Here is a 22,270-nt window from a genome sequence, read left to right as displayed (position 1 = left end):
ATCAGTTAGCATCTAGGAGGTTGTATGCACAGATTTCCTTTTTTTTCATTGATTAGCAAGTATGACACAGCGATATGGGTTCGAGTCGTAGGGACGATCCTAACTTCATTAGCCGGATTTATGATGAGACCCTATTTGGTCTTCTATTTGTATGACAAGCTGAACGGTTCTATTTTCTTATCCATGTTAATTGTCGGATTACAGCCGTTATGCGGAATTTTCGTGAATTTGTATGCAGGCAGTCTAAGCGACCGTTATGGACGAAAACCGATGATGCTGGCTGCACTCATTATTCAAGCATTCGCGATTGGCGGTTATATATTTGCCAGCCATGTTTGGGAGTTTGCCCTCATTTCGGTTATTAACGGTATTGGCAATGCCATGTTTGGACCAGCTGCCAATGCACAGATTTCTGATGTTGTCCCGCAGGAGAAGCGGGCAGAAGTATTTGCTCTGCTGCACACAGCATTAAATATGGGTTCAGCATTCGGACCACTCCTTGGACTGCTTCTTTTTACTTGGAATCCGACAGTTATTTTCCTAACTTGCTCCATTGCTCTTTTTGCCTACGCAGGGTTGGTAATCTGGAAGGTTCCAGAGACGATGCCTGTGAAGAGCCCGGAGGAGAAGGCTTCAACTAAGAAAAGTCCCAAAATCAGATGGCTGGATCATAAGCCGCTGCTGTGGATAACGCTCATGGCGATGCCAGTATCTTTGTTGTATGCGCAAACGGAGTCTACGTTCCCGCTGCATTTACAGCAGCAATTTGAGAACTATAAGACAGTCTTTGCGACGATCATTACCTTCAACGGTTGTGTAGTCATCGCACTGCAATTATGGATTGCAAAGCGTACAGAGCACGTTTCGGCTTATTTGATAGTCGCTGCATCCTATCTGTTGTTCACCATTGTGGCACTTGGCTATGGATTTGTTCCTTTCATTGCCATACTGCTTCTTGTTGAATTTTTATTTACCATTGGTGAAATGTTATATGGTCCTCATATTCAAAAGGTCATCTCTGTTATTGCGCCCGTGGAGCATAGAGGTTGGTATTTCTCCGTGTTCGGTATGAATTGGCAGCTATCGCGGACCATTGGACCTATGTTGGGAGGATTGCTGTTCAGCCATTATGGCGGGAAAGTTATGTTCGCCGTCCTAAGCGTAATCATTCTTATTGTCGGTATCGCTCAAACGAGATACATCCGAAACATAAATCGCAAACAAGAGGAGCCTGTTATCGAGGCCGCTCTTCAAATATAAGGAATGAAGCTCCCTGCAGTTTGGGGAGCTTTAATGCTTTTGTAATACATACGTAAGCTTCATTTCATGGTTCTGAGGTATAATAGTACCAACGTTTGAGGAGGTATGCCGTATGGGTTCACTCATTCTCGTTGTGGATGATGAAACGAATATTATTGATGTGTGCACCGTCTATTTGGAACGAGAGGGGTACCAGGTTATATCGGCTGTCAATGGCGATGAAGCCATCCGTTTATGGCGGCTGCACAGCCCCCAGCTGATCGTGCTTGATCTTATGATGCCGGGGAAAAACGGCTGGCAAGTTTGCGAAGAAATTCGCAACGAGCAAGACGTGCCCATCATCATGCTGACGGCTAGAGGCGATGAAATGGATCGACTCATGGGGCTAACCATGGGCGCAGACGACTACTTGACAAAGCCCTTTTCACCGCGCGAGCTGGTTCTGCGAGCGAAAGGGATTTTGCGCAGGCTGCAGCGCAGCCAACAAGAGGCCGTGACGAATGCGGTTGCTAATTTACCTCCGCATATAATGAAATACCCGGGGATCGAACTCAATGTGCTCCACCGAAGTGTTCACGTAAACGGCAAGGAAATCGAGCTAACCGTTAAGGAATTTGAACTCCTCCATTTGTTCGCCGGTCACCCCGAGCAAGTCTTTTCGCGCAATCAATTGCTGAGTAAGATATGGGATATTGATTATTATGGTGACACTACGACTGTTACCGTTCACATTCGCAGACTAAGGGAGAAAATTGAGCCAAATCCTTCGCAGCCGCGTTACATAAAGACAGTATGGGGCATTGGCTATAAATTTGAAGGGAGGGAGCCATCCTGAAACTTCGTATCTATTTACTCATTGCAAGCGGCGTAAGTACCGGCATAATTTTGCTTACTCTATTTATATGCTATCAATACATGCTGCTTAATTGGAAAGACGTTATCCTGCTCACCACAGTAACCCTAGGAGCAGCTGGTGTTTCTATGCTCATCCACTATTTCATGACGCGGCCCTTGGAGAAAGCAATACATGCGATCACGCAGGAAACAACCCAAATTTCAGAAGGGCATTTTGAAGGAAAAGTACCACAAATAGGTCCTTTTGAATTTCAAAGACTTGCAGCCCAATTTAATCGAATGACAGGGAAGCTGAATGAAAGCTTTCAGAAGCTAAAGACAGCGGAAGCATCCCGCATGGAGCTCGTGGCAAATGTCTCCCATGATTTACGTACACCCATGGCGTCCATTCAATCTTTCGTTGAAGCCTTGCAGGATGAAGTAATTCAAGACAAAATCACCTTTGAACGTTATTTGCAAACGATTCGACTGGAGACAGCCCGGTTGGACGGATTAATCCAAGAGTTATTTAAACTTTCGCAATTGGATGCAGGTGGAACCGAATTTAGCCCCGAGTTATACCATGTCGATCATTTACTTATTGATGGTCTGCAGAGTCTGGCTTTTCATTTGGAAGAAAAAAAGCTTCACATTGAGACAGATGTGCCTGATCAATTGCCTCCGGTAGCGATCATGCCGCAGGAAATGAAGCGGGTATTATCTAACATTTTGCATAATGCGATCCGTTACTCCCCTATTGGGGGAACAATAGAAATAAAGGCGGAGCAGCTTTCAGATCAGTATGTTCAACTGCAGATAAAGGATCATGGAGATGGCATAGAGGAACATGACTGCAATCGCATTTTTGATCGCTTTTATCGGGCGGATCCTTCCAGAACACGGGCTAGTGGAGGAGCAGGTCTGGGACTGGCTATCGCAAAATCAATTGTACAACTGCACGGAGGTTCGATTGGTGTAGAAAGTCGTTCAGGACACGGTAGCCGTTTCTGGTTCACATTGCCAATCTACACGGAGCAGCCGAAGTCTGGCATTTAAATATGCTGGGCTTTTTTTGTTAATCTCTTGTAAGTTTTTCGTAATCTTTCCGTTAGTGAATCTTAAGTTTGCTCCGTTAACTTAGTAACTAAGAGGACGTTATGAAAACTTAGGAGGAATAAAACAATGAAAACATGGAAAAAAGTAATGGCTGTAACGATGGTGGCTTGTACACTCGCCTTTCCCACTTTCGTAAGCGCAGATGACATGATGATGCCGAAGTTCAACTATAGCGGTGTTGAAACGATCACCAAAGATGGAAATGAGCTGGCACCACTTCGTCAAATTGCTGAATCCTTAGGATTCAAAGTGACTTGGAATGACGAGAATCGGTCCGTGACCTTGACGAAACCCAAGATGATTGACGACATAAGCATGATGGATGATAAGAAAACGGAAGACAAAACGATGAAGGATAAAAACATGGATATGGGAACTGTCATTACCATTTTAATTGACAGCAAAACAATCAAAGTTGGCGGTATGGAAGACATGCTCATGGTTGCCCCAACGATTGTTACCGACAAGACCTATGTTCCGAAAGAATTTGTAGATACTTACTTGCTGAAAGAAATAAAGATGAAGTAAGTTGATAAAAAAAATAAAATGCCAGTGGTCTCTTCGTCATGAAGTGAAACCACTGGTTTTATTATTAATATTAGCCCTTTTGTAAGCCTTTTTTAATATTTATACGTTATGATTAGAAAATAATAGCGTTTGGGTAAAGGATGTGGCGATATGGATTTAAAAAGAGGCTGGTTGAAGCAATCGTTTGGTAAGCGATTGAACGCTATTCATAGTTGGAATGCTTGGATTCTCGTGCTGCTGACGATTACAGGCATCGTGTTGAGTATAGGGGCAATTAGGGGAGATTTGGGAAGCTTCCGTGTGACTCTTAAGCAGCTTCACATTTATTTGGGTATTGCTTCAATTCTGCTCATCGCACTTTACGCGCCGATGATTCGCAAGCACTGGCACCAGATTCGCGCGCGCCGCAATCAACGCGCGAATCTGGTGTTCGTTCTCGCGCTGCTGTTCGGATGGGCAGCGTCTGGGGTCATTCTGTGGCAGTTCCGTCATCTGCCACCGGCTCTAAACAATACGGCACTCCTCATCCATGACCTGCTCACCTGGGTCGGAGTGCCGTATGCCGTGTACCACGCCATATCGCGCAGCAGATGGCTTAAGCGCCAGCAGCGGCTGGATCAAGCCGCTGCCGCTGCTGTAAGACCGCCCGCATCTGCGCAGACGGTCCAAACCCCAGCCGCCGCCAGCGCTGCCGCGGCGGCGCCAGTCCCCGTGGCGACAGAGGACGCCACGGATCGGCGCACAGCAGCGCAGGCGGTCATCGCCGCGCTGAAGGAATCGCCGATCACACGCGCATCGTTCCTGCGAATTGTAGCAGGACTCCTGCTCGTGATCGCGGTCGGCCCCGCCTTTTATCGCTGGATAAAAGGCGCATTCGACACCGGCGGCTCCACGACCGCCGAGTATATCGCTACCGACGGCAATAAGATGCTGCCGCCGCCGGCGCCACTGCCGGATTCCGCCGCTGTCGTGGGCGGAGGGGCGCAAGGGAATTTTCGTATTTACACCGTTACGGAAATTCCTGCATTTTCCTCGGATACGTGGAAATTTGCCATATCCGGCCTTGTTGATAACCCCAGTACATGGAACTGGGAAGAGTTCCTGAAGCTGAAGCGCACAGTGCAAGTCAGTGATTTCCACTGCGTGACAGGTTGGTCCGTTTACAAATGCACTTGGGAGGGCATCCCGCTTAAGCAATTATTAGCTGCAGCAGGTGTTCAATCCAAAGCAAAATATGTGAAATTTTATTCAGGCGATAAGGTGTATACAGACGCGTTGTCCTTGAGTCAAGCAAACGGGGATGATATTATGGTCGCCGTGCTTATGGACGGTAAGCCAATTGCCCAAAAATTAGGCGGTCCTGTTCGGCTTATCGTTCCGCAGATGTATGCCTACAAATCCGTCAAATGGCTTCAAGGGATTGAACTCATCGAGAAGGAGCACATGGGTTATTGGGAAGTAAGAGGATACGATAACGATGCATGGGTAGATAGATCCAACGCATGATCGGCAAATGAAATTAGATAAGCCGCAACTGACTTTCCAGAAGGTTTTTGGTATAGTAAGTACTAAGAAACTTGCTCGGAAATGAGGGACATTGCGATGGAAATCGTATCTGTGAACGTTGGTTTACCCCAAACTATTATTTATCAAGGGAAAGAGCTGGTTACGGGCATTTATAAATCCCCGGTCAGCTCTCGTTTGTATGTATCGAAGATACAGTTGGCTGGAGATGGGCAAGCAGATTTGACAGTGCATGGAGGTACTGACAAAGCGCTTTGTGTGTATCCGGAGGAGCATTATGTGTTCTGGGAGCAGGTGCTGGGTCAGAAGGTGGCATCGGGAGCGTTTGGTGAGAATCTAACGGTCCGCGGTCTACTTGAAGATGAGGTCTGCATTGGTGACACCTATGTAATCGGTGAAGTGATTGTTCAGGTCTCACAGCCTCGTCAGCCATGTCATAAGATTGCGAAACGACTTGACTTTATCAATGCACCTCTACAAATGCAGGAAACCGGCTATACAGGCTTTTATTTAAGAGTGCTTAAAGAAGGCTTCATCTCTAAGGAATCCAAGGTGAGACTAATCGCCAAGCATGAAGCGGGTGTGACCATTGCCTATGCCAACCAAATTAAGTATCACGACAAAACGAATAGGAAGGCTGCTCAGCGTTTAGTCGACATACAAGCGCTATCTGCAAGTTGGAAACAATCCTTCGTTAAACGGTTGGCGGAGCTTGAAGCATGATCACAGGCGTTATTCTAGCCGGGGGTCTTAATCGTCGGATGGGTGGAAGGCTGAAGGCGCTTCTACCCGTGCATGGCCAGCCCTTGCTTCTTAGGCAGTTGAAGGAAATGTCGAGCATCTGCGAGCAAGTTATTGTCGTAACGAATGAACCTGAGGTTTTGCTGCCTCACATAGCTTCGTTTTCCGATATAGACATTCAATGTATAACTGATCATTACGTGCAAAAAGGGCCCTTAAGTGGCATTCATGCTGCCTCTCAAGCCGCAAAAGAGCAGCTTCTGTGGATTGTCGGTTGTGATATGCCCTTGATTTCAGCCAAAGCCGCTGGGGAAATGGGGCAGCTATGTCATGAAGCTAATGTGGATGCTGTTATCCCTGTGTTGGAGGGACGCGTTCATCCGCTCCACGGTATTTATTCAAGATTGGTTGGTTCTGAAGCAGAGGTGTTACTGAGGCAGGAGAAGTATCGGTTAATGAACTTGTTGGATCATATTGACTGGTTACCTGTAGAGAATGATTTTTTTGAAGGTCAACACATACCTGCCAATTTCGTAACGAATGTGAATACACCGGAAGAGTATGAGAATTTGTTAGTTAATCTGCCATTTTAATTTTTTCCAGATAGTGCCTATATGGAATAGGATTTTGTTAGAAAATATGCCATAATTGACGTAGAGAGAAGGTGAACTCCTATGCCGAAGTTGTTAGTGGATCGATTCGGACGGATGCATGATTATTTACGAATTTCAGTTACGGATCGTTGTAATCTACGCTGTGTCTACTGCATGCCTGAAGAAGGAATGGAATTTGAACCTGATGAAAAGCTTCTAACTTTCGAGGAAATCACTGACGTTGTCCGTGTGCTGGCGGGACTTGGTGTTCGTAAGCTGAGATTAACCGGCGGAGAACCCCTTGTGCGCAAAAATTTGGAGCAACTGATCGGTATGCTTTCTCAAATTCCCGGAATTGAAGATATTGCTTTGACTACGAATGGTATTTACTTTGCGTCGAGGGCTGAGAAGCTTCGTGCAGCAGGGTTAACCCGTGTTAATATTAGCTTGGATTCATTAAAAGCGGATCGATTCTCCATGATCACCAGAGGCGGCGATATTCGTCGTGTTCTGGCTAGTATTGAAGAAGCCTACCGCGTGGGCATTACCCCCATTAAGCTCAATGTAGTACTTATGAAAGGCATTAACGATGACGAAATTGAAGACTTTTTGCAAATGACGATTGATCGTCCGATTCAAGTTCGATTCATCGAGTATATGCCGATTGGTCATCAAGACGAGGATTGGAAAAGCCGTTATTTATCCCTGACAACCGTCCTGGATCGCTGCAAGGAAAAGGGTTGGAACGCTGCGGCATCTGACGCGGTTTATGGAAATGGCCCCTCCCAGAACTTCCGAATCGATGGAGCGTTAGGTTCATTTGGTCTCATACATCCGATTAGCGATCACTTCTGCGAGACCTGCAATCGCCTGCGAATTACAGCTGATGGCAATGTGAAGCCATGTCTGTATTGGTCGGATGAATTTAATGTGCGGAAATATATCGGGGATGATGCGGCGGTGGAAGATTTGTTCTTCCGCGCTTTGGATATCAAACCGCAAAATCACGAGATGGCACAAGCCCTTATAAATGAAGAACAGTCTCATACACCAACACTTCGCCGGATGTCGCAGATTGGCGGTTAACCCCTAGGAGGAACAGACGCTAGTGAACAGCGATACTAAGCTTAAATTCGGGCGCAAAGTGATTTCGGTCGAGGAAGCTCGAAGCCTGCTTTACGATTATGTTAAACATACGGAAATAGAGTCAGTTCCGCTATCTTGTGCATTCGGTAGAAGGCTGTCAGTGGACATCTATGCCGATCATCCCGTGCCCCATTTTCGTAGATCAGGTGTAGACGGGTATGCCGTTTGCTCGAAGGATATTGAGCAGGCTTCGCCAGAAGATCCTGTCGTATTACGTGTCATTGAGCGCATTCCGAGCGGAACCGTTCCTCAGCAGACTGTCAAATCTGGTATGACTGCGCGTATCATGACGGGGGCGCCTGTTCCGGATGGTGCAGACGCTGTCGTCATGCTGGAGATGACGGATTCCCAGCAAGATGGGGGAATGAGTTATGTAAGCATCAAAAAAAACATACCTGCTGCAAGCAATATAACCCCAATAGCCGGTGAAATCGGTTTAGGGGATTTATTGCTTGAGCAAGGCACCCAGATTGGGCCTGGCGAAGCTGCGATATTAGCCACATTCGGCTACTCGGATGTATCCGTCTATCGGAAGCCTAGGGTTGCCATTTTTTCAACAGGTTCAGAGTTATTAAATGTAGAGGAATTGCTGCAGCCGGGACGAATTCGCAACAGCAACAGCTACATGCTGGCGGCGCAAGTGGAGGCGGCTGGGGGATCATCTGTGATCATGCAGGCGCTCTCGGACGATGTAGCGCAGGTGGAAACGGCGCTGCAGGAAGCTCTCACCAAAGTCGACTTGGTTCTCACTTCTGGCGGTGTTTCCGTTGGTGATTACGATGTGCTTGTTGATGTTTTCGGCCGATTTGAGGGTAAGCTGCTATTTAACAAAGTGGCCATGCGGCCCGGCACTCCGACGAGCGCAGCCGTCTGGAACAATCGATTGCTGCTAGCATTGTCCGGTAATCCAGGGGCTTCGTTCGTAGGATTTGAACTGTTTGCTAAGCCTCTTATTAGAGCTATGGCGGGCTGTCATTCACCTTATCCGGAAGCAATCACTGCTTACTTGGACGTAGATTATGATAAAGGCTCCGCTTACCCGCGTTATGTGAGAGGAATGACTCATGTGGAGAACGGATGTCTGCGGGTAAAGCCTTCAGGTATTGATAAATCCAGCATTATGGTTTCCATTAAAAATGCGGATTGTTTGATTTACTTACCTGCCGGTGGTAAGGGGTTTAAACGAGATACAAATGTAATCATCTTTCCTATAAAATAAAAAAATGGCCTACCTATCACTGACTTCCGTTAGGAAGTGATTGAGGGCAGGCCCATCTTTTATAGACTAATTCTGGTTGGCAATTTATTAGTAGAACGTACGAAGAATGATAACAAGCAGAACAAAAAGGACAAGAACAACTCCTGCAGAACTTCCGTATCCGTATCCTGGAGTTCCACAACCAGCAGCATATGACGACATAGTATCCCCTCCGGTGTATATATTTTGTAGGATATATCCCTATACAACATATGACCGAGCGGGATTCGTTGATTGGACATATGCCCTACTTCTTGAACGGAAAAATCCGCAGCCAATTTGTTGAAAAGCCAATCTTCCCTATGAGGTGATAGAAATGAATGAAATTCGTACATTACGACAGGAGGAGCTCTCGGAGAGCTTCTCTTTGTCTGAGTTTGCCTTTCAATATGAGCTTACCGAAGAGGAAAGAGCAGAGCGAATCGGTTGGATGGATCCGAATCAAGTGTGGGGGTATTTCGCCCAGGGTCAGTTGGCTGCGAAACTACACATTTTTAATTTTCATACGTGGCTAAACGGACAATGCTTCGCCATGGGTGGTATTGCTGGAGTGGCCACTTGGCCGGAATACAGACGCAATGGGATGGTGGGTCAGCTTCTGGTTCAAGCGCTCAAAGTGATGAAAGAACAAGGGCAGACAATCTCCTTTCTGGCGCCATTTAAGTTTGAATTTTATCGTAAATATGGCTGGGAAACATACGTCGATTATTTGAAATATGTCATCCCTGTGGATAAGCTTCCCAAGTTCAAAGCGGCAGAGGGCAGCTCAATCTTACGTGTTGCGAAAGACAAGGAGCTTCTGAATCCCATCTATGAGAAGTACGCGAAACAATTCAACGGCATGCTGAAGCGGGATCCAGCTTGGTGGAATAATCGATATTTCAAATCCAAAAAGGGTACGGCAGCTATCTATTTGAATGCGCAGGGAGAACAGCGGGGGTACGTTTTTTATCAAGTTAAGGATCAAGTGGCGACCATTCATGAGTTGGTGTTCCTGGATGAGGAAGCCAGACGAGGCTTGTGGAAATTCATTGCTGATCATGATTCAATGATGGCCAAAGTTGAGGTTAAGGCACCTGTCGATGACCAACTTCCTTTTCTGGTGCACGATCCTAAATTTAATCAAGAGAAGATAACTTATTTTTCGGCGAGAATTGTAGATGTAGAATCGTTTTTTTTACAGTATGTTTATGAAGCTCGGGATGAGGCTGAACCTTTGTGTCTGCGCATATCTGACTCGCATGCAGATTGGAATCAAGGCGTCTATCGCTTGGATTTCACAGAAAATGGTAAATCAGCTAAAGTAACGAAGTTATCGGAGGGTGATATACCTTCAGAAGAACTTATACTCAGCTGTACCGTACAGACGTTGACGGCCCTGTTCATAGGTTACCAAAAAGCAAGCTTCATGGCTCTCATTGAGCGTCTCCAAGGTTCGCAGCTGCTTATTAGCCGCTTGGAGGCAGCAATTCCGCGGCGGACTACTTATTTGGCGGATTTCTTTTAGGCATAACAAAAAGACGGTTTCCTGGTAAATTTACCAAGAACCGTCTTTTTTATTATTTAATTAGATAGTTTATACACTTTAACCGTTTGGAAACCGAAGTTTTTCAGGGATTGCTTGGAGCCTGGGATAAAGATATCAAGTCGTTTGCCTTTGATAGCACCGCCTGTATCTGTTGCGTAAGCATACATGCCGCCTGCAGGCAGGCCGTTGAAATTATAACCTTCAATATAGAGCTTAGAACCAAGAGGAATCACGGATGGATCTACAGCAACGGTGCCAATACTTAATGGATTCCCCATATAATCTATAGCTCCGTAGCCGCCATTCTCAGATGGATCTGCTGAATAAGCAGTGGATTCAAATAATTCATAATCTGGCGCATGTTGATTGCCGTCTTTACTTAGAATTGCTAAGTTGCTGCTAGCGTCCCATTGAACGGGAATATCAGATGCTTTGCTTAGAAAACGAAGTGGAACATATACACGTCCGTTTTGGAATTCAGCATGTGTGTCCATCTCGACACGCTTACTATCGATTTCAGCTTCCTTTTGACCTGAAACTAAGGAGATCGAATGTTTGTCGTTATTTAGCGTGACCTTGATTTGATTGCCTTCTTTTTGCCACTGCACCTCATAACCCAGCTTTTCTGTTACGAAACGAATCGGTACTTGAGTAGCATGGTTGCTATCAAGAAATGGCTGCGCATCCGGAAATAGAACTAAGTCATCATTGACTTGCACTTTCACATCCATCTCAGCGGCATGCGCCGTAAATGGGGAAAGAAAGCCTCCCGCTAATACTGTTATGGACACAGCAAGGCTAGTTAACCCTTTAGTAATTTTATGCAATTGGTAATCCTCCTTCAAATGAGCCTTCGAGGTTAGTTGACGGGTTCGGGAAGAAGGTTCTCCCTAGTCTGCTCTGAGTGAAGAGCAAATATTCACCCCATGTAAATCGTCCCCCGTACCGGCACTTTGTCTGTGCACCGGACTCGGCTTCAAATATTGTATCATTTATGGAATAGGAGGGACAACGGCCAAATTATGGAGAGTACTGGACTTAGGTCTAGGTAGAAAAACAGTCGCGAGTCCGTTTTGGCGAATGTCCGTTTCAGCTACGATAGAAGCATGAAGAATATTGAAGGGCGGATGCGAAGGATGAGCATGCATCAATCGAAAGGTTTGGCGTTGGTTTTAATCATGGTTGGTTTTCTGATTTGTTTGCATCAATTTGGTTCGCATGTGCATGTAACGGGGTTGTTAGTTCCAGCAGCTATGCTAGGACTTGGCTATGTTGGTATAAAGAATGGGAAGAAAATCGGGTGGTTTTTCGCCGGATTGGGCGGTTTAATTCTTACCATTAAATTATCGGGACTATTGGCGATTGCATTCGCCGTATGGTTAGTAGTGTATGGGATTCGCTTACTGAAGAAACGAAATGATTCGTCTGACAACGAATATTGATCTATAAGAAAATGGGAGGTGTGGCATAATGAGCGTATTGAATCGAATTGGTAAAATGGCGGAAGCTGTTTGGCAGGAGGTTGCATGTAAGCTGGATTTCCATGAACGGGGAGGCAGCATGTCAGGAGCTGCGCACCGTGAAATTGCGGCGCTGGAGCAGCGCTATGAGGAGGCGCTGCAGCGGGCCATTGAGCTGCGGCGGCAGATCGTGAGCGCCGAGGAGATGGCGCAGCTGCGCGGCGAGCAAGCCGAGCTGGCTATGCGCGCCGGCGATGAAGAGCTAGCGCGGCTAGCGCTGCAAGAGAAGCTGCGCGAGGAAGCCGCTTGCGAGCTCTATCGCGCGCAGTACGCGAGCAGCCAGGACGTGTGCCTGGCGCTCGCGGAGGAACTGCGCGGGCTGCGTGCAGGGCATGCAGCCAAGGGAGGGCAGCCGGGGAACGGGCTGCACCAGAAGGAAGCTCGCGACGCATGGCGCGAGCTGGAAGCGACTGGCCGCGAGCTCGGCCGGGAAGCGCTCGAGGGGCTCCGCATTGCTAGCCGCCTGTCGCACGAAACACTGAAGGAAGCCGGCAGTAATCTTCAGCAGGAGCTGCGTACGCTGCGCGGCAAGCTCCGGCATGAAGTGCAGCACCAACGCTTCAGCGATGATTCGGACCCGCGCGGAAAGAAATAGCACGCGTTCTCCCCTTCTACCGAATAAGTAAGGCGAGCGCAGATAAGCCTTCGACCTCCAGGATTCATGCAAAGCCTTGACGTACAAGGATTTGCATCTTGGAGGTCGTCCATTCTTATGGTATGCTAGGAATCTATATCAACTATTACGGCAGCCAGAGGAGGTGCAGCGATGGGAGAAGAAACCAAAAACAACCGCAATCGAAATACAGCACTGGTGCTGATTGGAGCCGGTCTATTTTTGCTTCTAGATCATACGATAGGCTTTTTCCCCATTCTTGCGATTATCCTCGTCTTGCTAGGTATTCATCGGGTCCGTTCACGCAAAGAGCGCAAGGGTTATGTGCTAATAGGCGTGGGAGCTGTGATTTTATTTGGCGATCATATGACGATCGTGTTCTCTATTGTTTTAATTTCGCTAGGTTTGTTTTTCATAAGATCTAAACAAGTGCACAAAGATGATACCTATATTCAAAAGCAGAAGCTTATGGATAGCGTCCGTCTAGGCCGCGAGCCTTGGATTTTGCGCAACAGCTCGACGTGGTACATTATTGGGGAAACTTACATTGATCTCTCGCTTGCGATTTTGGAACAAAAGGAAACGACTGTCATCCTACAAGGAGTTGTAGGTGATATAGATATAAAAGTACCGGATGATATCGGTGTCTCTGTGATGGCTTCCGTCACGTTTGGTCAGATCCAAGTTGCTAATGAGAGGGAATCCGGCGTAATGAACAAATTAATGTGGCAGTCGTCTAATTATGAGTATTGCGATCACCGTGTGAAACTTGTGCTATCTTTCATCGTAGGAGATATCAAGATCAAAGTATTGTAAAGATCTCGAGGAGGTTCATCACCTATTGGACGGCTATAAACGACGATTAACGAATATGATATGGCGCAGCATGGGTGAATCGATCATCTTTAGTTTCTTTGTATTCGGCGCTATTATCTATTTTTTGAATTCACGTAATCTGATTGTGCCATTTCCTAGCTGGCAGGAAGGCGTCAGCTTTACTTTCATGGCGATTATAATTATCGGCGGCATTGGCGCTGTTTACGGCTATTGGAACAGCAGTCGTATTACTCGGAGGCTTGAGCCGATGATGGAAACGATGCTTTTGCTGGAAAAAGGGACATTTACCCGAGGCGGCTTCCAAAACGGTGAAGATGAAATTGGACGCTTGGGTGAGCAGTTAGGACGTATAATGAAGCGTTGGGAGGAGCAGGTTACTTCCCTTCAGCGCTTATCTAACGATAATGCGGAGCTTGCGGAGAAAGCAAAGCTATCTGCTGTAATTGAGGAAAGGCAGCGATTGGCGCGGGAGCTCCATGATGCGGTAAGCCAACAATTATTCGCGATTTCGATGACCGCAACAGCTGTAGGGCGGACCTTGGATAAGGATTTCGAGAAAGCCAAACGGCAAATCCATCTTATCGAGGAGATGGCTTCTGTTGCTCAATCGGAGATGAGAGCCTTACTGCTGCATCTAAGACCGATACATCTGGAAGGAAAACGGCTGTCCGAAGGACTTGTCGAGCTTCTGAAGGAGCTGGCGGCTAAGGTGCCAATGGCTATTACTTGGGATATGGACGAAGAGATCCGCTTAAACAAAGGGATTGAGGACCACTTATTCCGTATTGTGCAGGAGGCGCTCTCAAATGCCTTGCGTCATTCAAAGGCGAACAAGTTGGAAGTCAAGCTGTTGCATCGTCCTGACGGCGTTCGACTGGCGATTCGTGATGACGGTGTCGGATTTGAATTAGATGCTAAGAAGCTTACATCGTATGGTATCGTATCCATGAAGGAGCGGGTTAATGAAATCGGCGGCTCCGTTGATATCATTACAGCGCCTGATCGCGGTACGCGTATTGAGATTCGAGTGCCCATTTTAGCCACAGATTATGCTGCTGATAATTAACGCCATCCGTGATGTCAAAACAGTTTTCCTGACGAGAGGAGAAGCAAATGGACAACACATTGATTAAAGTACTGCTTGTCGATGACCATGAAATGGTTAGGATCGGACTTGCAGCCGTTCTGGGGACAGAGGAAGGCATTGAAGTGGTCGGAGAGGCCAGCAATGGCCAGGATGGCATACGTCTTGCACAGGAATATCGACCGGATGTTGTACTCATGGATTTGGTTATGGAAGGTATGGACGGTATCGAAACGACGAGGAAGCTCCTGCAATTGTACCCGGATTGTAAAGTCATTGTATTGACTAGCTTCTTAGATGATGAGAAAATGTATCCAGTGATTGAAGCTGGGGCTTTTAGTTATTTACTCAAAACATCCCGTGCTTCTGAGATCGCCCAAGCGATAAGAGCGGCGGCCAAAGGGCAGTCCATTCTAGAGTCTCAGGTTGCCTCGAAGATCATGAATCGTTTTCGTCAGCCTAAGCCGGTAGCGGAACCACATGAAGAGTTAACCGATCGGGAGATGGAAGTGCTGCGGTTGATTGCAAAAGGCAAGTCCAATCAGGAGCTGGCGGATGATTTGTTCATCGGTGTGAAGACGGTAAAGTTTCACGTCACGAATGTACTGGCCAAGCTAGGTGTAGAAGATCGCACACAAGCCGCAATTTATGCCTTTAAACATGGCTTGGCTGAATAGCATATAGTCACAAGGGAGCGATAAAGATGAATTTATTAAAGCAAATCTGGAGCTGGTTCGGTTCAATTGCCATTTCGTTTATTTTAGTCGTGTTTCTTGGAGTTTTTGTGTTTCAATCGACGAAAGTCATGGGACATTCCATGGACCCGACGCTGCACGATACTCAGCGTGTGTATGTTTCGAAGCTTTCTCATACCTTTAATTATGAGCCTAATTATGGTGATATTGTGATTATCGACTCCAGAGTCGAGCTTAAAAGAACGTTCAAGAACGACCTGTTGGACAGCCCTTTGCTTAGTCTTTTTACCAAAGGCGATGACAAACATGTCTGGATCAAACGTGTGATTGGTAAGCCAGGCGATCAATTAGAACTCAAGGAAGATAAGATGTACCGAAATGGACAGTTACTCGACGAGCCTTATATTAATGAAGCCATGAGAGCCAACGGGAACAAGCAGTGGACGGTTCCAGCTGATCATGTTTTCGTGATGGGAGATAATCGAAATAACAGTATGGATAGCCGAGTGATCGGATTCGTCCCGCTAGATCATGTATTAGGAAAGAAGCTATTCTAAAAAAAGCGGCCCTCTGGTGAGCATGCATGTGCATAAGCTCATTCAAGAGGGTCGTTTCTTTGAGTTCCCGGATCTATAGCAAAATAGCCTGAATTTTATGCGCTTTTAGGTTTCAACCATCACATTTGAGTATCAAGCAGCAGTCCATTCATCGGAACCGGCAAATAAGCTTGCAGCTGTGATCGATATTGACCGTACGGCTTGAGCTGTGAACGGGACATTTGGAACAAGGAATCAGAAGGCAATTGCTGCAAATGTCCAAGCGTATTAGCTAAGGAAGCAGCGAAGCTTGTTATGGTGCCAAGACTTTTTCGAAGGGAATCAAAATGGTTCTTTAATTGATCCTGAAGTGTGTCCTCTTGGAGCTCTAAGCTTCCATTATCAAGCGTCGTTATACCAAGCTCTTTCAGTGAATAGGGTTTAGCAGCATGTTCTATTCCTAAGAGAAGAGAGCGATTCAAATATTCCGGAGAGTCTCTCAAACTGGTCTGAAATTCATTATATGTATCTATAAATTGTCGTATGGGCTGAGTGATAGATTCGCTATCGGCTTCTGCCGAAAGGGGTGTTGTTGGGGAAGAGATTGCGGGAAGTCGAGACTCCATCAGGGCTAGTGCGGACTGCTTGACACTTTGGGCGGATTGAATGAATCCGGCCATACTTTTGGCAGCAGACTGGGCGAATTGTTGATATGTTGATCCTTCAAAGGACCTATCTAAAGGCTGCCGAATTGTACTTGATTTACCGCCGGCAATGCTGCGTACCGCGCTTACACGGTAGTAGTCCTTATGGGTTTGATAGCTGTTCACAGCCATAATCGGAGGATAGGCATAAATCATTCAAATCACCTCATTTTCGCTTAATTATAGTATAGCATTCGAAGAGATTGGGGTAAATTGGTACTTGCTTTAGGAACAATTAGAAAGTAGCTCCGTCAAACGGAGTCAAATGCGACCTAACGAACATAAGATAGCATTATTGCTTCTTGTGGGAGGCGGTGCAATGTGATTCGCAAACGATTGGCTTCCATTGATGATCGGGCTATCCATCGATTGGTCGTTGAACAGTTAGTACCCTTTTCTAGCTTGTATGAAAAAGGCGCTTCCGTGACCTTCTCGGAGATACGCAAGCGGTTAAACCATAACAAAACGTTTGTTATCGCCAAAGGGTATAAACAACCTTTTGGTTTCATCTCGGTGATTCGCAAATCGAATGTGTTATTCGTTGATATGCTGGCCGTTGATCCCCGTGAACAGGGAAAAGGTTGGGGGCATGAGCTTATGAAGATCGCCGAAGACTACGGGAAAAGCGAGCGCTGTCTTTCGGCAGAACTTTTTGTTGATGAGAGCAACCCCAAAGCCCTTCGATTTTACTTAGGCAAAGGTTACGATATCAAGCAGTATCTTCCGGAGTTAGGCTGCTATAAGATGGGCAAACAAATTCGTCGATAAAACAAGGGGCTGCAGATGATCGTAACATCCGCAGCTCCTTTATTATTCGCTGAACATGGCAGCAATGCTTCCCAATGGAATATCGAAGCCTCTTGTATAGCCAGGGGTTGGGCCGCCGAAAAGGGGAAGTCCGAAGTAAGAATATTCCTCGAGTGCTTGGTCCTGGAGCGGAGGCTGAGCTTGAGATTTCGATGTCTTCGTTTTGACTGATTTGGTATTGGAGACGGTCTTTTTGGTTTTCTTCGAAGACGTGTTAAGCTTTGGCAAGGTATCGTCATTTAGAATCAACGTGTTTTTTTCAATACGACTTAGAACGCCGTATATTTCCGAGCCATCGTTTAAATAAATAAGAACTGGCTTTCCGTATAGGCCTTGGCAGGTTTTTTGGGTAATCGGATGAATGGGCTGCATCAGAATCTTGGCACCTCCGTTTGTTGTGTACTTTAGCCTATTCGATAGCGGAAGATTCGGTATAGACGAACGTCTAGTTTTGTATAAGAAAATGTTATTACCTAAAGTTCTCTGAAAAGTTGAATAACTTGACAATTTTATGTATGCTAAGCATATTAACTAATCCTAAGAGAGAAAGAATGATGCATAGATGAGTGGAGCTGTGTTTTATATTTTCGGTGCAACGGGCGATTTGGCGAAAAGAAAGCTGTTTCCGGCCTTCTACAGCCTATATCGTGAAGGGAAGTTAGGGGATAATTTTGCGGTAGTGGGTCTGGCTCGCAGACCGCGCACGAATGAACAGTTTCGTGATGATGTGAAGCACTCGATTCAAGATTTTGCCCGTTATAAGATTACGGACGACAAGGAATGGGATCGTTTCGCGCAGCGCTTTGAATACATGTCACTGGATATCAATAATGTCGCTGGTTTCCATGACCTGAACGTACTCTCAGCGAAGCTGGATGATAAATATCATACAGGTGGAAACCGGTTGTTCTACCTGGCTCTGGCGCCAGAGCTTTTCGGTAACGTTTCTTATAACTTAAGTGAAGGCGGATTGCTCAAAACCAAAGGCTGGCATCGTCTTGTTATTGAGAAGCCTTTCGGATATGATCTTCCATCGGCTGAACAATTGAATGGACAACTTCGTCAAGTGTTCGAGGAAAAAGATATTTACCGTATCGATCATTACTTAGGTAAAGAAATGGTGCAAAATATTGAGTTCGTTCGTTTCGCGAATGCCTTCTTTGAACCGCTATGGAACAATAAATACATAGCTAATATTCAAATTACATTAAGTGAAACGGTCGGTGTTGAAGAGCGTGGCGGTTATTACGATCACTCAGGCGCCCTGCGGGATATGGGTCAGAACCATATGTTGCAAATGCTGATGATGATGGCTATGGAACCGCCAAGCCGTCTGCATCCGGAAGATATCCGCGATGAGAAGGTGAAGGTCCTGCGTTCTCTGCGTTTATTCGAATCCGGCGATGACGTTCGTGCGAATGTGGTTCGCGGTCAATATGCGAGCGGCTCCGCCAAAGGTAAGGCGCTGCCGGCTTATCGCGAAGAAGATTCGGTAAATCCAAAATCAACGACAGAAACGTATTTCGCGGCAAGAGTTCACGTGGATAATTTCCGCTGGGCAGGCGTGCCTTTCTACATTCGTACGGGAAAAAGGCTGCCAGTTAAAACAACAGAGGTCGTTGTTGAATTCAAGAACATCCCGAATAATGTCTACTTGGCCAAGAAGCATGAATTGGAGCCGAATTTGCTTGTTTTCCGTGTCAATCCGATGGAAGGCATCTATTTGAAAATGAATGCGAAGCAGCCGGGATCCGAAGGTGTTATCGTCCCCGTAGCGATGGATTTCTGCCAAAGCTGCCAGATCGGCATCAATACACCGGAAGCCTATGAGCGTTTGCTATATGATGCCACACGTGGAGATTCTACGTACTTTACCCGTTGGGATGAAGTAGCGCTTGCTTGGTCTTATGTGGATCGCATTGCAGCCGCGTGGAGTGAGAAGACGGAGGATCTGAAGCACTATCCGTCTGGTTCTTGGGGCCCTGAAGAAGCAACAAAGCTCCTGAGCGATGACGGCTTTAAGTGGTGGCCGATTAACGGTCAAAATGAAGGCGAAGTTGATTGGGAAGCTGTTCAGAAAACGATTGTTTTAACTTGAAGTAATGAGATTAATATCCAATAGGCGACTCTGCCTGTTGGATTTTTTGTGGTATAATAGGTAATACATTACTATTTATACTTGAGGTGCGTTTATGTCACGAAGAGCTTTTATAAAATGGCTGCTGGCAATCGGGGCTGCATTGGTTGGATTAAGTGCTTTTTTTAGTCAAATGGTTAAGAAAAAGTTTATGTCGGATGATCAGCCCGCCTTATCAACTATCAAACCGGAGCCCCTTCAAGCTGTGGCGCAACCTTCGAGTGAAACGCTGCCAACAGGTCCGCTCATGTCCTATTTTATATTAAGCGACCTTCATGTCAGTATTGGTGATGAACTGACAGGTAAGAAATTAAGGCAAGCGCTGGATGATATTACGCATTTCGACGGTCCTGTTGATGCCATCATGTTAACAGGCGATCTGACGGATACAGGAACGGAACGAGATTATAAGGAGCTGCGTACCATTGTAAGTGAATATAAACTTCCACCTGTTCATGCGAACATGGGAAATCATGATTATTACACGATCTGGATTAATAAAGCGAATATCTGGGATCAAGCGGCCGTTCCGAACGGCAAAAGTGATGCGGTGAGCAGAGAGCAGTTCAAGAAGTTTTTTGGCTACAAAACACTCTACAATGATTTTACTACAAAGGGACACTCTATCCTGCTGCTCTCGCAAGAAGCCTATGTGCAAGAAAAGCCGGAAGTTGGTGAAGGTGCCTGGTATTCCGATGAGCAGATGGCATGGTTCAAAGAACGGGTGAAAAGCCTGTATCAACCTGGAAAACCACTGTTCGTGATGACGCATCAGCCACTGCCGCCGAATGGCACAGATGGGGGATCGCACCAATTAATGCGTGCCATCCAGTTCCGCGAGACGCTAAAGCCCTATAAGAATGTGTTTGTGTTCTGCGGACATCGGCACCAAGATTTCCAGAATGGGACTCCGCATTATGTGCAAGAATCCTTCCATTACTTCCACAATGCTTCAGTCGGTAGAACACTAAACCGTGCCTACCAGCAGGAAGCCAAGAATAAAGCACAGGGAATTTACGTGCAAGTATTCGCTGATAAGGTTGTTGTACGCGGCAGAGAGTTTAGCAACCGCACTTTTCTTGACGAAGCGAATTGGAGTATCGATTTGCAAAAAGCCCATGCCTAATAATGGGTAGCACCTATGTAAAAGAAGAAGGGAACAAGCCAACAAATGACTACGCAACTCACAAAACTTCTCGAAACGGAAGTCGCTAAACGACGTACGTTCGCGATTATTTCTCACCCGGATGCGGGTAAAACAACATTGACCGAGAAACTGCTGTTATTCGGGGGCGCGATTCGCTTAGCCGGAACAGTCAAAGGCCGAAAGGCTAGCAAGCATGCAACATCAGACTGGATGGAAATTGAGAAGCAGCGTGGAATCTCGGTTACATCCAGCGTGATGCAGTTCGACTACGAAGGGCACCGCGTTAATATTCTGGATACACCTGGTCACCAAGATTTCAGTGAGGACACCTACCGGACGCTTACCGCTGCTGACAGCGCGGTCATGCTAATCGACGTGGCCAAAGGGGTCGAGATGCAGACGAAGAAGCTATTCCAGGTTTGCCGGATGCGCGGAATACCGATCTTTACGTTTATTAACAAAATGGACCGAGAGGGTCGCGACCCGTTTGAACTCTTGGAGGAGTTAGAAGAAGTACTCGGCATTCGTTCATATCCGATGAACTGGCCGATTGGATCGGGCAAACAGTTCTGCGGTGTTTACGATCGCGGTAAATCGCAATTGGAGCTGTATCAAGGCGATGATCACAAAGACATTCAAGTGCGCAAGGTGGATGGTGTTGATGATCCATTAGTGAAGCAAATTGCCGGCGAATTCCTGCATAAACAATTAAGCCAGGATATTGAATTGCTGGATGTAGCGGGAGATCCTTTTGATATGGAGAAAGTACTCAAGGGCGAGCTTACACCTGTCTTCTTCGGCAGTGCCGTTAACAATTTCGGTGTGCAGACGTTTCTGGAGAATTTCCTACAGCTTGCTCCCAAACCGGAACCGCGCAACAGCACAGCGGGCCTTATTGAGCCTACCAAAGAGAAATTCTCGGGTTATGTTTTCAAAATTCAAGCGAATATGAATCCGGCTCACCGTGACCGTATTGCTTTCCTTCGCATCGTGTCTGGAAAGTTCGAACGCGGTATGTCCGTGAAGCATGTACGAATCGGTAAAGATATTAAGTTGGCTCAGCCGCAGCAATTTTTGGCACAAGATCGTGATATCGTGGAACAGGCATTTCCTGGTGATATCATCGGCTTGTTCGATCCAGGCATATTCCGCATTGGCGATTCCCTTAGCGAAGGGGAAGAGGTTGTATTCGATGAACTGCCGACTTTCTCACCTGAGCTTTTCAGCAAAGTTTCGATCAAAAATGCGTTGAAGCAAAAACAGTTCCTTAAAGGGATAGATCAACTGACTGAAGAAGGCATGATTCAAGTGTTCACGACGATCGGTTTCGAGGATATGATCCTTGGTGTGGTCGGTCAGCTGCAATTCGAAGTGCTTGAACATCGGATGAAGTCCGAATATGGCGTAGATATTCTACTACAGCGCCAGAACTATCAGTTCGCCCGTTGGATTATCGATGAGAAGCTCGATCCAAGTAAATTTCGGATTAATTCACAGCTGGTGAAGGATAAAAAAGGGAATTTCGTCGGATTGTTCGAAAGCGAGTATGCGCTGAGATCTTCCATAGAGAAAAATCCAAATGCTAAGTTTTTAACTAGCGCGCCATAAGTGTTATAAATCAAGAAGAGGCTGTCTCCAGAACATCATCTGGGGCACGCCTCT

24 protein-coding genes and 1 riboswitch are annotated in these 22,270 nt (G+C 46.4%); of the genes, 20 read left to right on the top strand and 4 right to left on the bottom strand.

Going from position 1 to position 22,270, the window contains the following annotated elements:
- Nucleotides 1-24 precede the first annotated feature (24 nt).
- The 9 genes from BLT91_RS24585 (at nt 25) to glp (ending at nt 8,961) form a co-directional block, all read left to right on the top strand.
- Entirely contained in the window at nt 25-1,260 is a 1,236-nt protein-coding gene (locus tag BLT91_RS24585; protein WP_090826005.1) for an MDR family MFS transporter, read from the top strand.
- A gap of 112 nt (nt 1,261-1,372) precedes the next feature.
- Entirely contained in the window at nt 1,373-2,095 is a 723-nt protein-coding gene (locus BLT91_RS24580) for a response regulator transcription factor (RefSeq protein WP_090826003.1), read from the top strand.
- An 80-nt stretch (nt 2,096-2,175) separates the two neighbouring features.
- Entirely contained in the window at nt 2,176-3,150 is a 975-nt protein-coding gene (locus BLT91_RS24575) for a HAMP domain-containing sensor histidine kinase (protein WP_254777134.1), read from the top strand.
- A 126-nt stretch (nt 3,151-3,276) separates the two neighbouring features.
- Nucleotides 3,277-3,738: a copper amine oxidase N-terminal domain-containing protein gene (locus BLT91_RS24570; protein ID WP_090825998.1), complete on the top strand. Its 462-nt coding sequence runs from the start codon at nt 3,277-3,279 to the stop codon at nt 3,736-3,738.
- A gap of 150 nt (nt 3,739-3,888) precedes the next feature.
- On the top strand, nt 3,889-5,244 hold the full coding sequence (locus BLT91_RS24565) for a molybdopterin-dependent oxidoreductase (RefSeq protein WP_090825996.1): 1,356 nt from the start codon (nt 3,889-3,891) through the stop codon (nt 5,242-5,244).
- Between the two features lie 96 nt (nt 5,245-5,340).
- Entirely contained in the window at nt 5,341-5,985 is a 645-nt protein-coding gene (locus BLT91_RS24560) for an MOSC domain-containing protein (protein WP_175532507.1), read from the top strand.
- Nucleotides 5,982-6,596, top strand: coding sequence for a molybdenum cofactor guanylyltransferase (locus BLT91_RS24555; RefSeq protein ID WP_090825992.1), 615 nt, complete (start codon nt 5,982-5,984; stop codon nt 6,594-6,596). Before BLT91_RS24560 ends, BLT91_RS24555 begins: the two co-directional genes overlap by 4 nt.
- A gap of 81 nt (nt 6,597-6,677) precedes the next feature.
- On the top strand, nt 6,678-7,682 hold the full coding sequence (gene moaA / locus BLT91_RS24550; protein ID WP_090825991.1) for a GTP 3',8-cyclase MoaA: 1,005 nt from the start codon (nt 6,678-6,680) through the stop codon (nt 7,680-7,682).
- A 22-nt stretch (nt 7,683-7,704) separates the two neighbouring features.
- The gene (glp, locus tag BLT91_RS24545) at nt 7,705-8,961 is read left to right on the top strand and encodes a molybdopterin molybdotransferase MoeA (RefSeq protein WP_090825989.1); all 1,257 of its coding nucleotides are present in this window, start codon (nt 7,705-7,707) and stop codon (nt 8,959-8,961) included.
- 87 nt (nt 8,962-9,048) lie between these two features.
- On the opposite strand, the gene BLT91_RS33185 is transcribed toward glp, so the two are convergent.
- A complete protein-coding gene (locus tag BLT91_RS33185; RefSeq protein WP_254777133.1) occupies nt 9,049-9,162 on the bottom strand; it encodes a YjcZ family sporulation protein in 114 nt (37 codons plus the stop codon).
- A gap of 154 nt (nt 9,163-9,316) precedes the next feature.
- Here BLT91_RS33185 and BLT91_RS24540 point away from each other — a divergent pair, with 154 nt between their 5' ends.
- Nucleotides 9,317-10,507: a GNAT family N-acetyltransferase gene (locus tag BLT91_RS24540; protein WP_090825988.1), complete on the top strand. Its 1,191-nt coding sequence runs from the start codon at nt 9,317-9,319 to the stop codon at nt 10,505-10,507.
- Nucleotides 10,508-10,563: 56 nt separating this feature from the next.
- On the opposite strand, the gene BLT91_RS33665 is transcribed toward BLT91_RS24540, so the two are convergent.
- Complete coding sequence (locus BLT91_RS33665) at nt 10,564-11,355, bottom strand: stalk domain-containing protein (protein ID WP_090825986.1); 792 nt, start codon at nt 11,353-11,355, stop codon at nt 10,564-10,566.
- Nucleotides 11,356-11,361: 6 nt separating this feature from the next.
- A riboswitch (cyclic di-AMP (ydaO/yuaA leader) is annotated at nt 11,362-11,514 on the bottom strand.
- A gap of 156 nt (nt 11,515-11,670) precedes the next feature.
- Here BLT91_RS33665 and BLT91_RS24530 point away from each other — a divergent pair.
- The 6 genes from BLT91_RS24530 (at nt 11,671) to lepB (ending at nt 15,834) form a co-directional block, all read left to right on the top strand.
- Nucleotides 11,671-11,970: a hypothetical protein gene (locus tag BLT91_RS24530; RefSeq protein WP_175532505.1), complete on the top strand. Its 300-nt coding sequence runs from the start codon at nt 11,671-11,673 to the stop codon at nt 11,968-11,970.
- A gap of 28 nt (nt 11,971-11,998) precedes the next feature.
- Nucleotides 11,999-12,643: a PspA/IM30 family protein gene (locus BLT91_RS24525; RefSeq protein WP_090825981.1), complete on the top strand. Its 645-nt coding sequence runs from the start codon at nt 11,999-12,001 to the stop codon at nt 12,641-12,643.
- A gap of 171 nt (nt 12,644-12,814) precedes the next feature.
- Nucleotides 12,815-13,477, top strand: coding sequence for a cell wall-active antibiotics response protein LiaF (gene liaF, locus BLT91_RS24520; RefSeq protein WP_090825978.1), 663 nt, complete (start codon nt 12,815-12,817; stop codon nt 13,475-13,477).
- 25 nt (nt 13,478-13,502) lie between these two features.
- Nucleotides 13,503-14,564 (top strand): sensor histidine kinase, encoded by a 1,062-nt coding sequence (locus tag BLT91_RS24515; RefSeq protein WP_090825975.1) that lies wholly within the window; start codon nt 13,503-13,505, stop codon nt 14,562-14,564.
- Between the two features lie 47 nt (nt 14,565-14,611).
- Nucleotides 14,612-15,259 (top strand): response regulator transcription factor, encoded by a 648-nt coding sequence (locus BLT91_RS24510; RefSeq protein WP_090825972.1) that lies wholly within the window; start codon nt 14,612-14,614, stop codon nt 15,257-15,259.
- A 26-nt stretch (nt 15,260-15,285) separates the two neighbouring features.
- Complete coding sequence (lepB, locus tag BLT91_RS24505; protein ID WP_090825969.1) at nt 15,286-15,834, top strand: signal peptidase I; 549 nt, start codon at nt 15,286-15,288, stop codon at nt 15,832-15,834.
- A 119-nt stretch (nt 15,835-15,953) separates the two neighbouring features.
- On the opposite strand, the gene fliD is transcribed toward lepB, so the two are convergent.
- Nucleotides 15,954-16,673, bottom strand: coding sequence for a flagellar filament capping protein FliD (fliD, locus tag BLT91_RS24500; RefSeq protein ID WP_090825966.1), 720 nt, complete (start codon nt 16,671-16,673; stop codon nt 15,954-15,956).
- Nucleotides 16,674-16,838: 165 nt separating this feature from the next.
- Here fliD and BLT91_RS24495 point away from each other — a divergent pair, with 165 nt between their 5' ends.
- The gene (locus BLT91_RS24495; RefSeq protein ID WP_175532504.1) at nt 16,839-17,285 is read left to right on the top strand and encodes a GNAT family N-acetyltransferase; all 447 of its coding nucleotides are present in this window, start codon (nt 16,839-16,841) and stop codon (nt 17,283-17,285) included.
- Between the two features lie 42 nt (nt 17,286-17,327).
- Here BLT91_RS24495 and BLT91_RS24490 read toward each other — a convergent pair whose 3' ends face one another.
- Nucleotides 17,328-17,696, bottom strand: a complete 369-nt coding sequence (locus BLT91_RS24490) for a hypothetical protein (protein WP_090825960.1) — start codon at nt 17,694-17,696, stop codon at nt 17,328-17,330.
- 190 nt (nt 17,697-17,886) lie between these two features.
- On the opposite strand from BLT91_RS24490, the gene zwf reads away from it, so the two are divergent.
- The 3 genes from zwf to BLT91_RS24475 all read left to right on the top strand — a co-directional run bounded on the left by zwf (nt 17,887) and on the right by BLT91_RS24475 (nt 22,216).
- Nucleotides 17,887-19,422, top strand: a complete 1,536-nt coding sequence (gene zwf, locus BLT91_RS24485) for a glucose-6-phosphate dehydrogenase (RefSeq protein ID WP_090825957.1) — start codon at nt 17,887-17,889, stop codon at nt 19,420-19,422.
- A 94-nt stretch (nt 19,423-19,516) separates the two neighbouring features.
- Nucleotides 19,517-20,587 carry a metallophosphoesterase family protein gene (locus BLT91_RS24480; RefSeq protein ID WP_090825954.1) on the top strand — a complete coding sequence of 357 codons (1,071 nt, stop codon included), beginning with the start codon at nt 19,517-19,519 and terminating at the stop codon, nt 20,585-20,587.
- A 45-nt stretch (nt 20,588-20,632) separates the two neighbouring features.
- The gene (locus BLT91_RS24475) at nt 20,633-22,216 is read left to right on the top strand and encodes a peptide chain release factor 3 (protein ID WP_090825951.1); all 1,584 of its coding nucleotides are present in this window, start codon (nt 20,633-20,635) and stop codon (nt 22,214-22,216) included.
- The last annotated feature ends 54 nt before the right edge of the window (nt 22,217-22,270 follow it).

Origin of the sequence: Paenibacillus sp. yr247, assembly GCF_900103825.1 — a bacterium.
In the GTDB taxonomy this organism is placed as follows: Bacteria; Bacillota; Bacilli; order Paenibacillales; family NBRC-103111; genus Paenibacillus_E.
Note: the sequence above shows the minus strand (reverse complement) of the source record. Positions and strands in the feature narration are given on the sequence as shown.

Coding starts and splice junctions, on each gene's coding strand:
- BLT91_RS24585 (WP_090826005.1), top strand. CDS start 25: ATGCACAGATTTCCTTTTTTTTCATTGATTAGCAAGTATGACACAGCG.
- BLT91_RS24580 (WP_090826003.1), top strand. CDS start 1,373: ATGGGTTCACTCATTCTCGTTGTGGATGATGAAACGAATATTATTGAT.
- BLT91_RS24575 (WP_254777134.1), top strand. CDS start 2,176: ATGCTGCTTAATTGGAAAGACGTTATCCTGCTCACCACAGTAACCCTA.
- BLT91_RS24570 (WP_090825998.1), top strand. CDS start 3,277: ATGAAAACATGGAAAAAAGTAATGGCTGTAACGATGGTGGCTTGTACA.
- BLT91_RS24565 (WP_090825996.1), top strand. CDS start 3,889: ATGGATTTAAAAAGAGGCTGGTTGAAGCAATCGTTTGGTAAGCGATTG.
- BLT91_RS24560 (WP_175532507.1), top strand. CDS start 5,341: ATGGAAATCGTATCTGTGAACGTTGGTTTACCCCAAACTATTATTTAT.
- BLT91_RS24555 (WP_090825992.1), top strand. CDS start 5,982: ATGATCACAGGCGTTATTCTAGCCGGGGGTCTTAATCGTCGGATGGGT.
- moaA (WP_090825991.1), top strand. CDS start 6,678: ATGCCGAAGTTGTTAGTGGATCGATTCGGACGGATGCATGATTATTTA.
- BLT91_RS33185 (WP_254777133.1), bottom strand. CDS start 9,162: ATGTCGTCATATGCTGCTGGTTGTGGAACTCCAGGATACGGATACGGA.
- BLT91_RS24540 (WP_090825988.1), top strand. CDS start 9,317: ATGAATGAAATTCGTACATTACGACAGGAGGAGCTCTCGGAGAGCTTC.
- BLT91_RS24530 (WP_175532505.1), top strand. CDS start 11,671: ATGCATCAATCGAAAGGTTTGGCGTTGGTTTTAATCATGGTTGGTTTT.
- BLT91_RS24525 (WP_090825981.1), top strand. CDS start 11,999: ATGAGCGTATTGAATCGAATTGGTAAAATGGCGGAAGCTGTTTGGCAG.
- liaF (WP_090825978.1), top strand. CDS start 12,815: ATGGGAGAAGAAACCAAAAACAACCGCAATCGAAATACAGCACTGGTG.
- BLT91_RS24510 (WP_090825972.1), top strand. CDS start 14,612: ATGGACAACACATTGATTAAAGTACTGCTTGTCGATGACCATGAAATG.
- lepB (WP_090825969.1), top strand. CDS start 15,286: ATGAATTTATTAAAGCAAATCTGGAGCTGGTTCGGTTCAATTGCCATT.
- fliD (WP_090825966.1), bottom strand. CDS start 16,673: ATGATTTATGCCTATCCTCCGATTATGGCTGTGAACAGCTATCAAACC.
- BLT91_RS24490 (WP_090825960.1), bottom strand. CDS start 17,696: ATGCAGCCCATTCATCCGATTACCCAAAAAACCTGCCAAGGCCTATAC.
- zwf (WP_090825957.1), top strand. CDS start 17,887: ATGAGTGGAGCTGTGTTTTATATTTTCGGTGCAACGGGCGATTTGGCG.
- BLT91_RS24480 (WP_090825954.1), top strand. CDS start 19,517: ATGTCACGAAGAGCTTTTATAAAATGGCTGCTGGCAATCGGGGCTGCA.
- BLT91_RS24475 (WP_090825951.1), top strand. CDS start 20,633: ATGACTACGCAACTCACAAAACTTCTCGAAACGGAAGTCGCTAAACGA.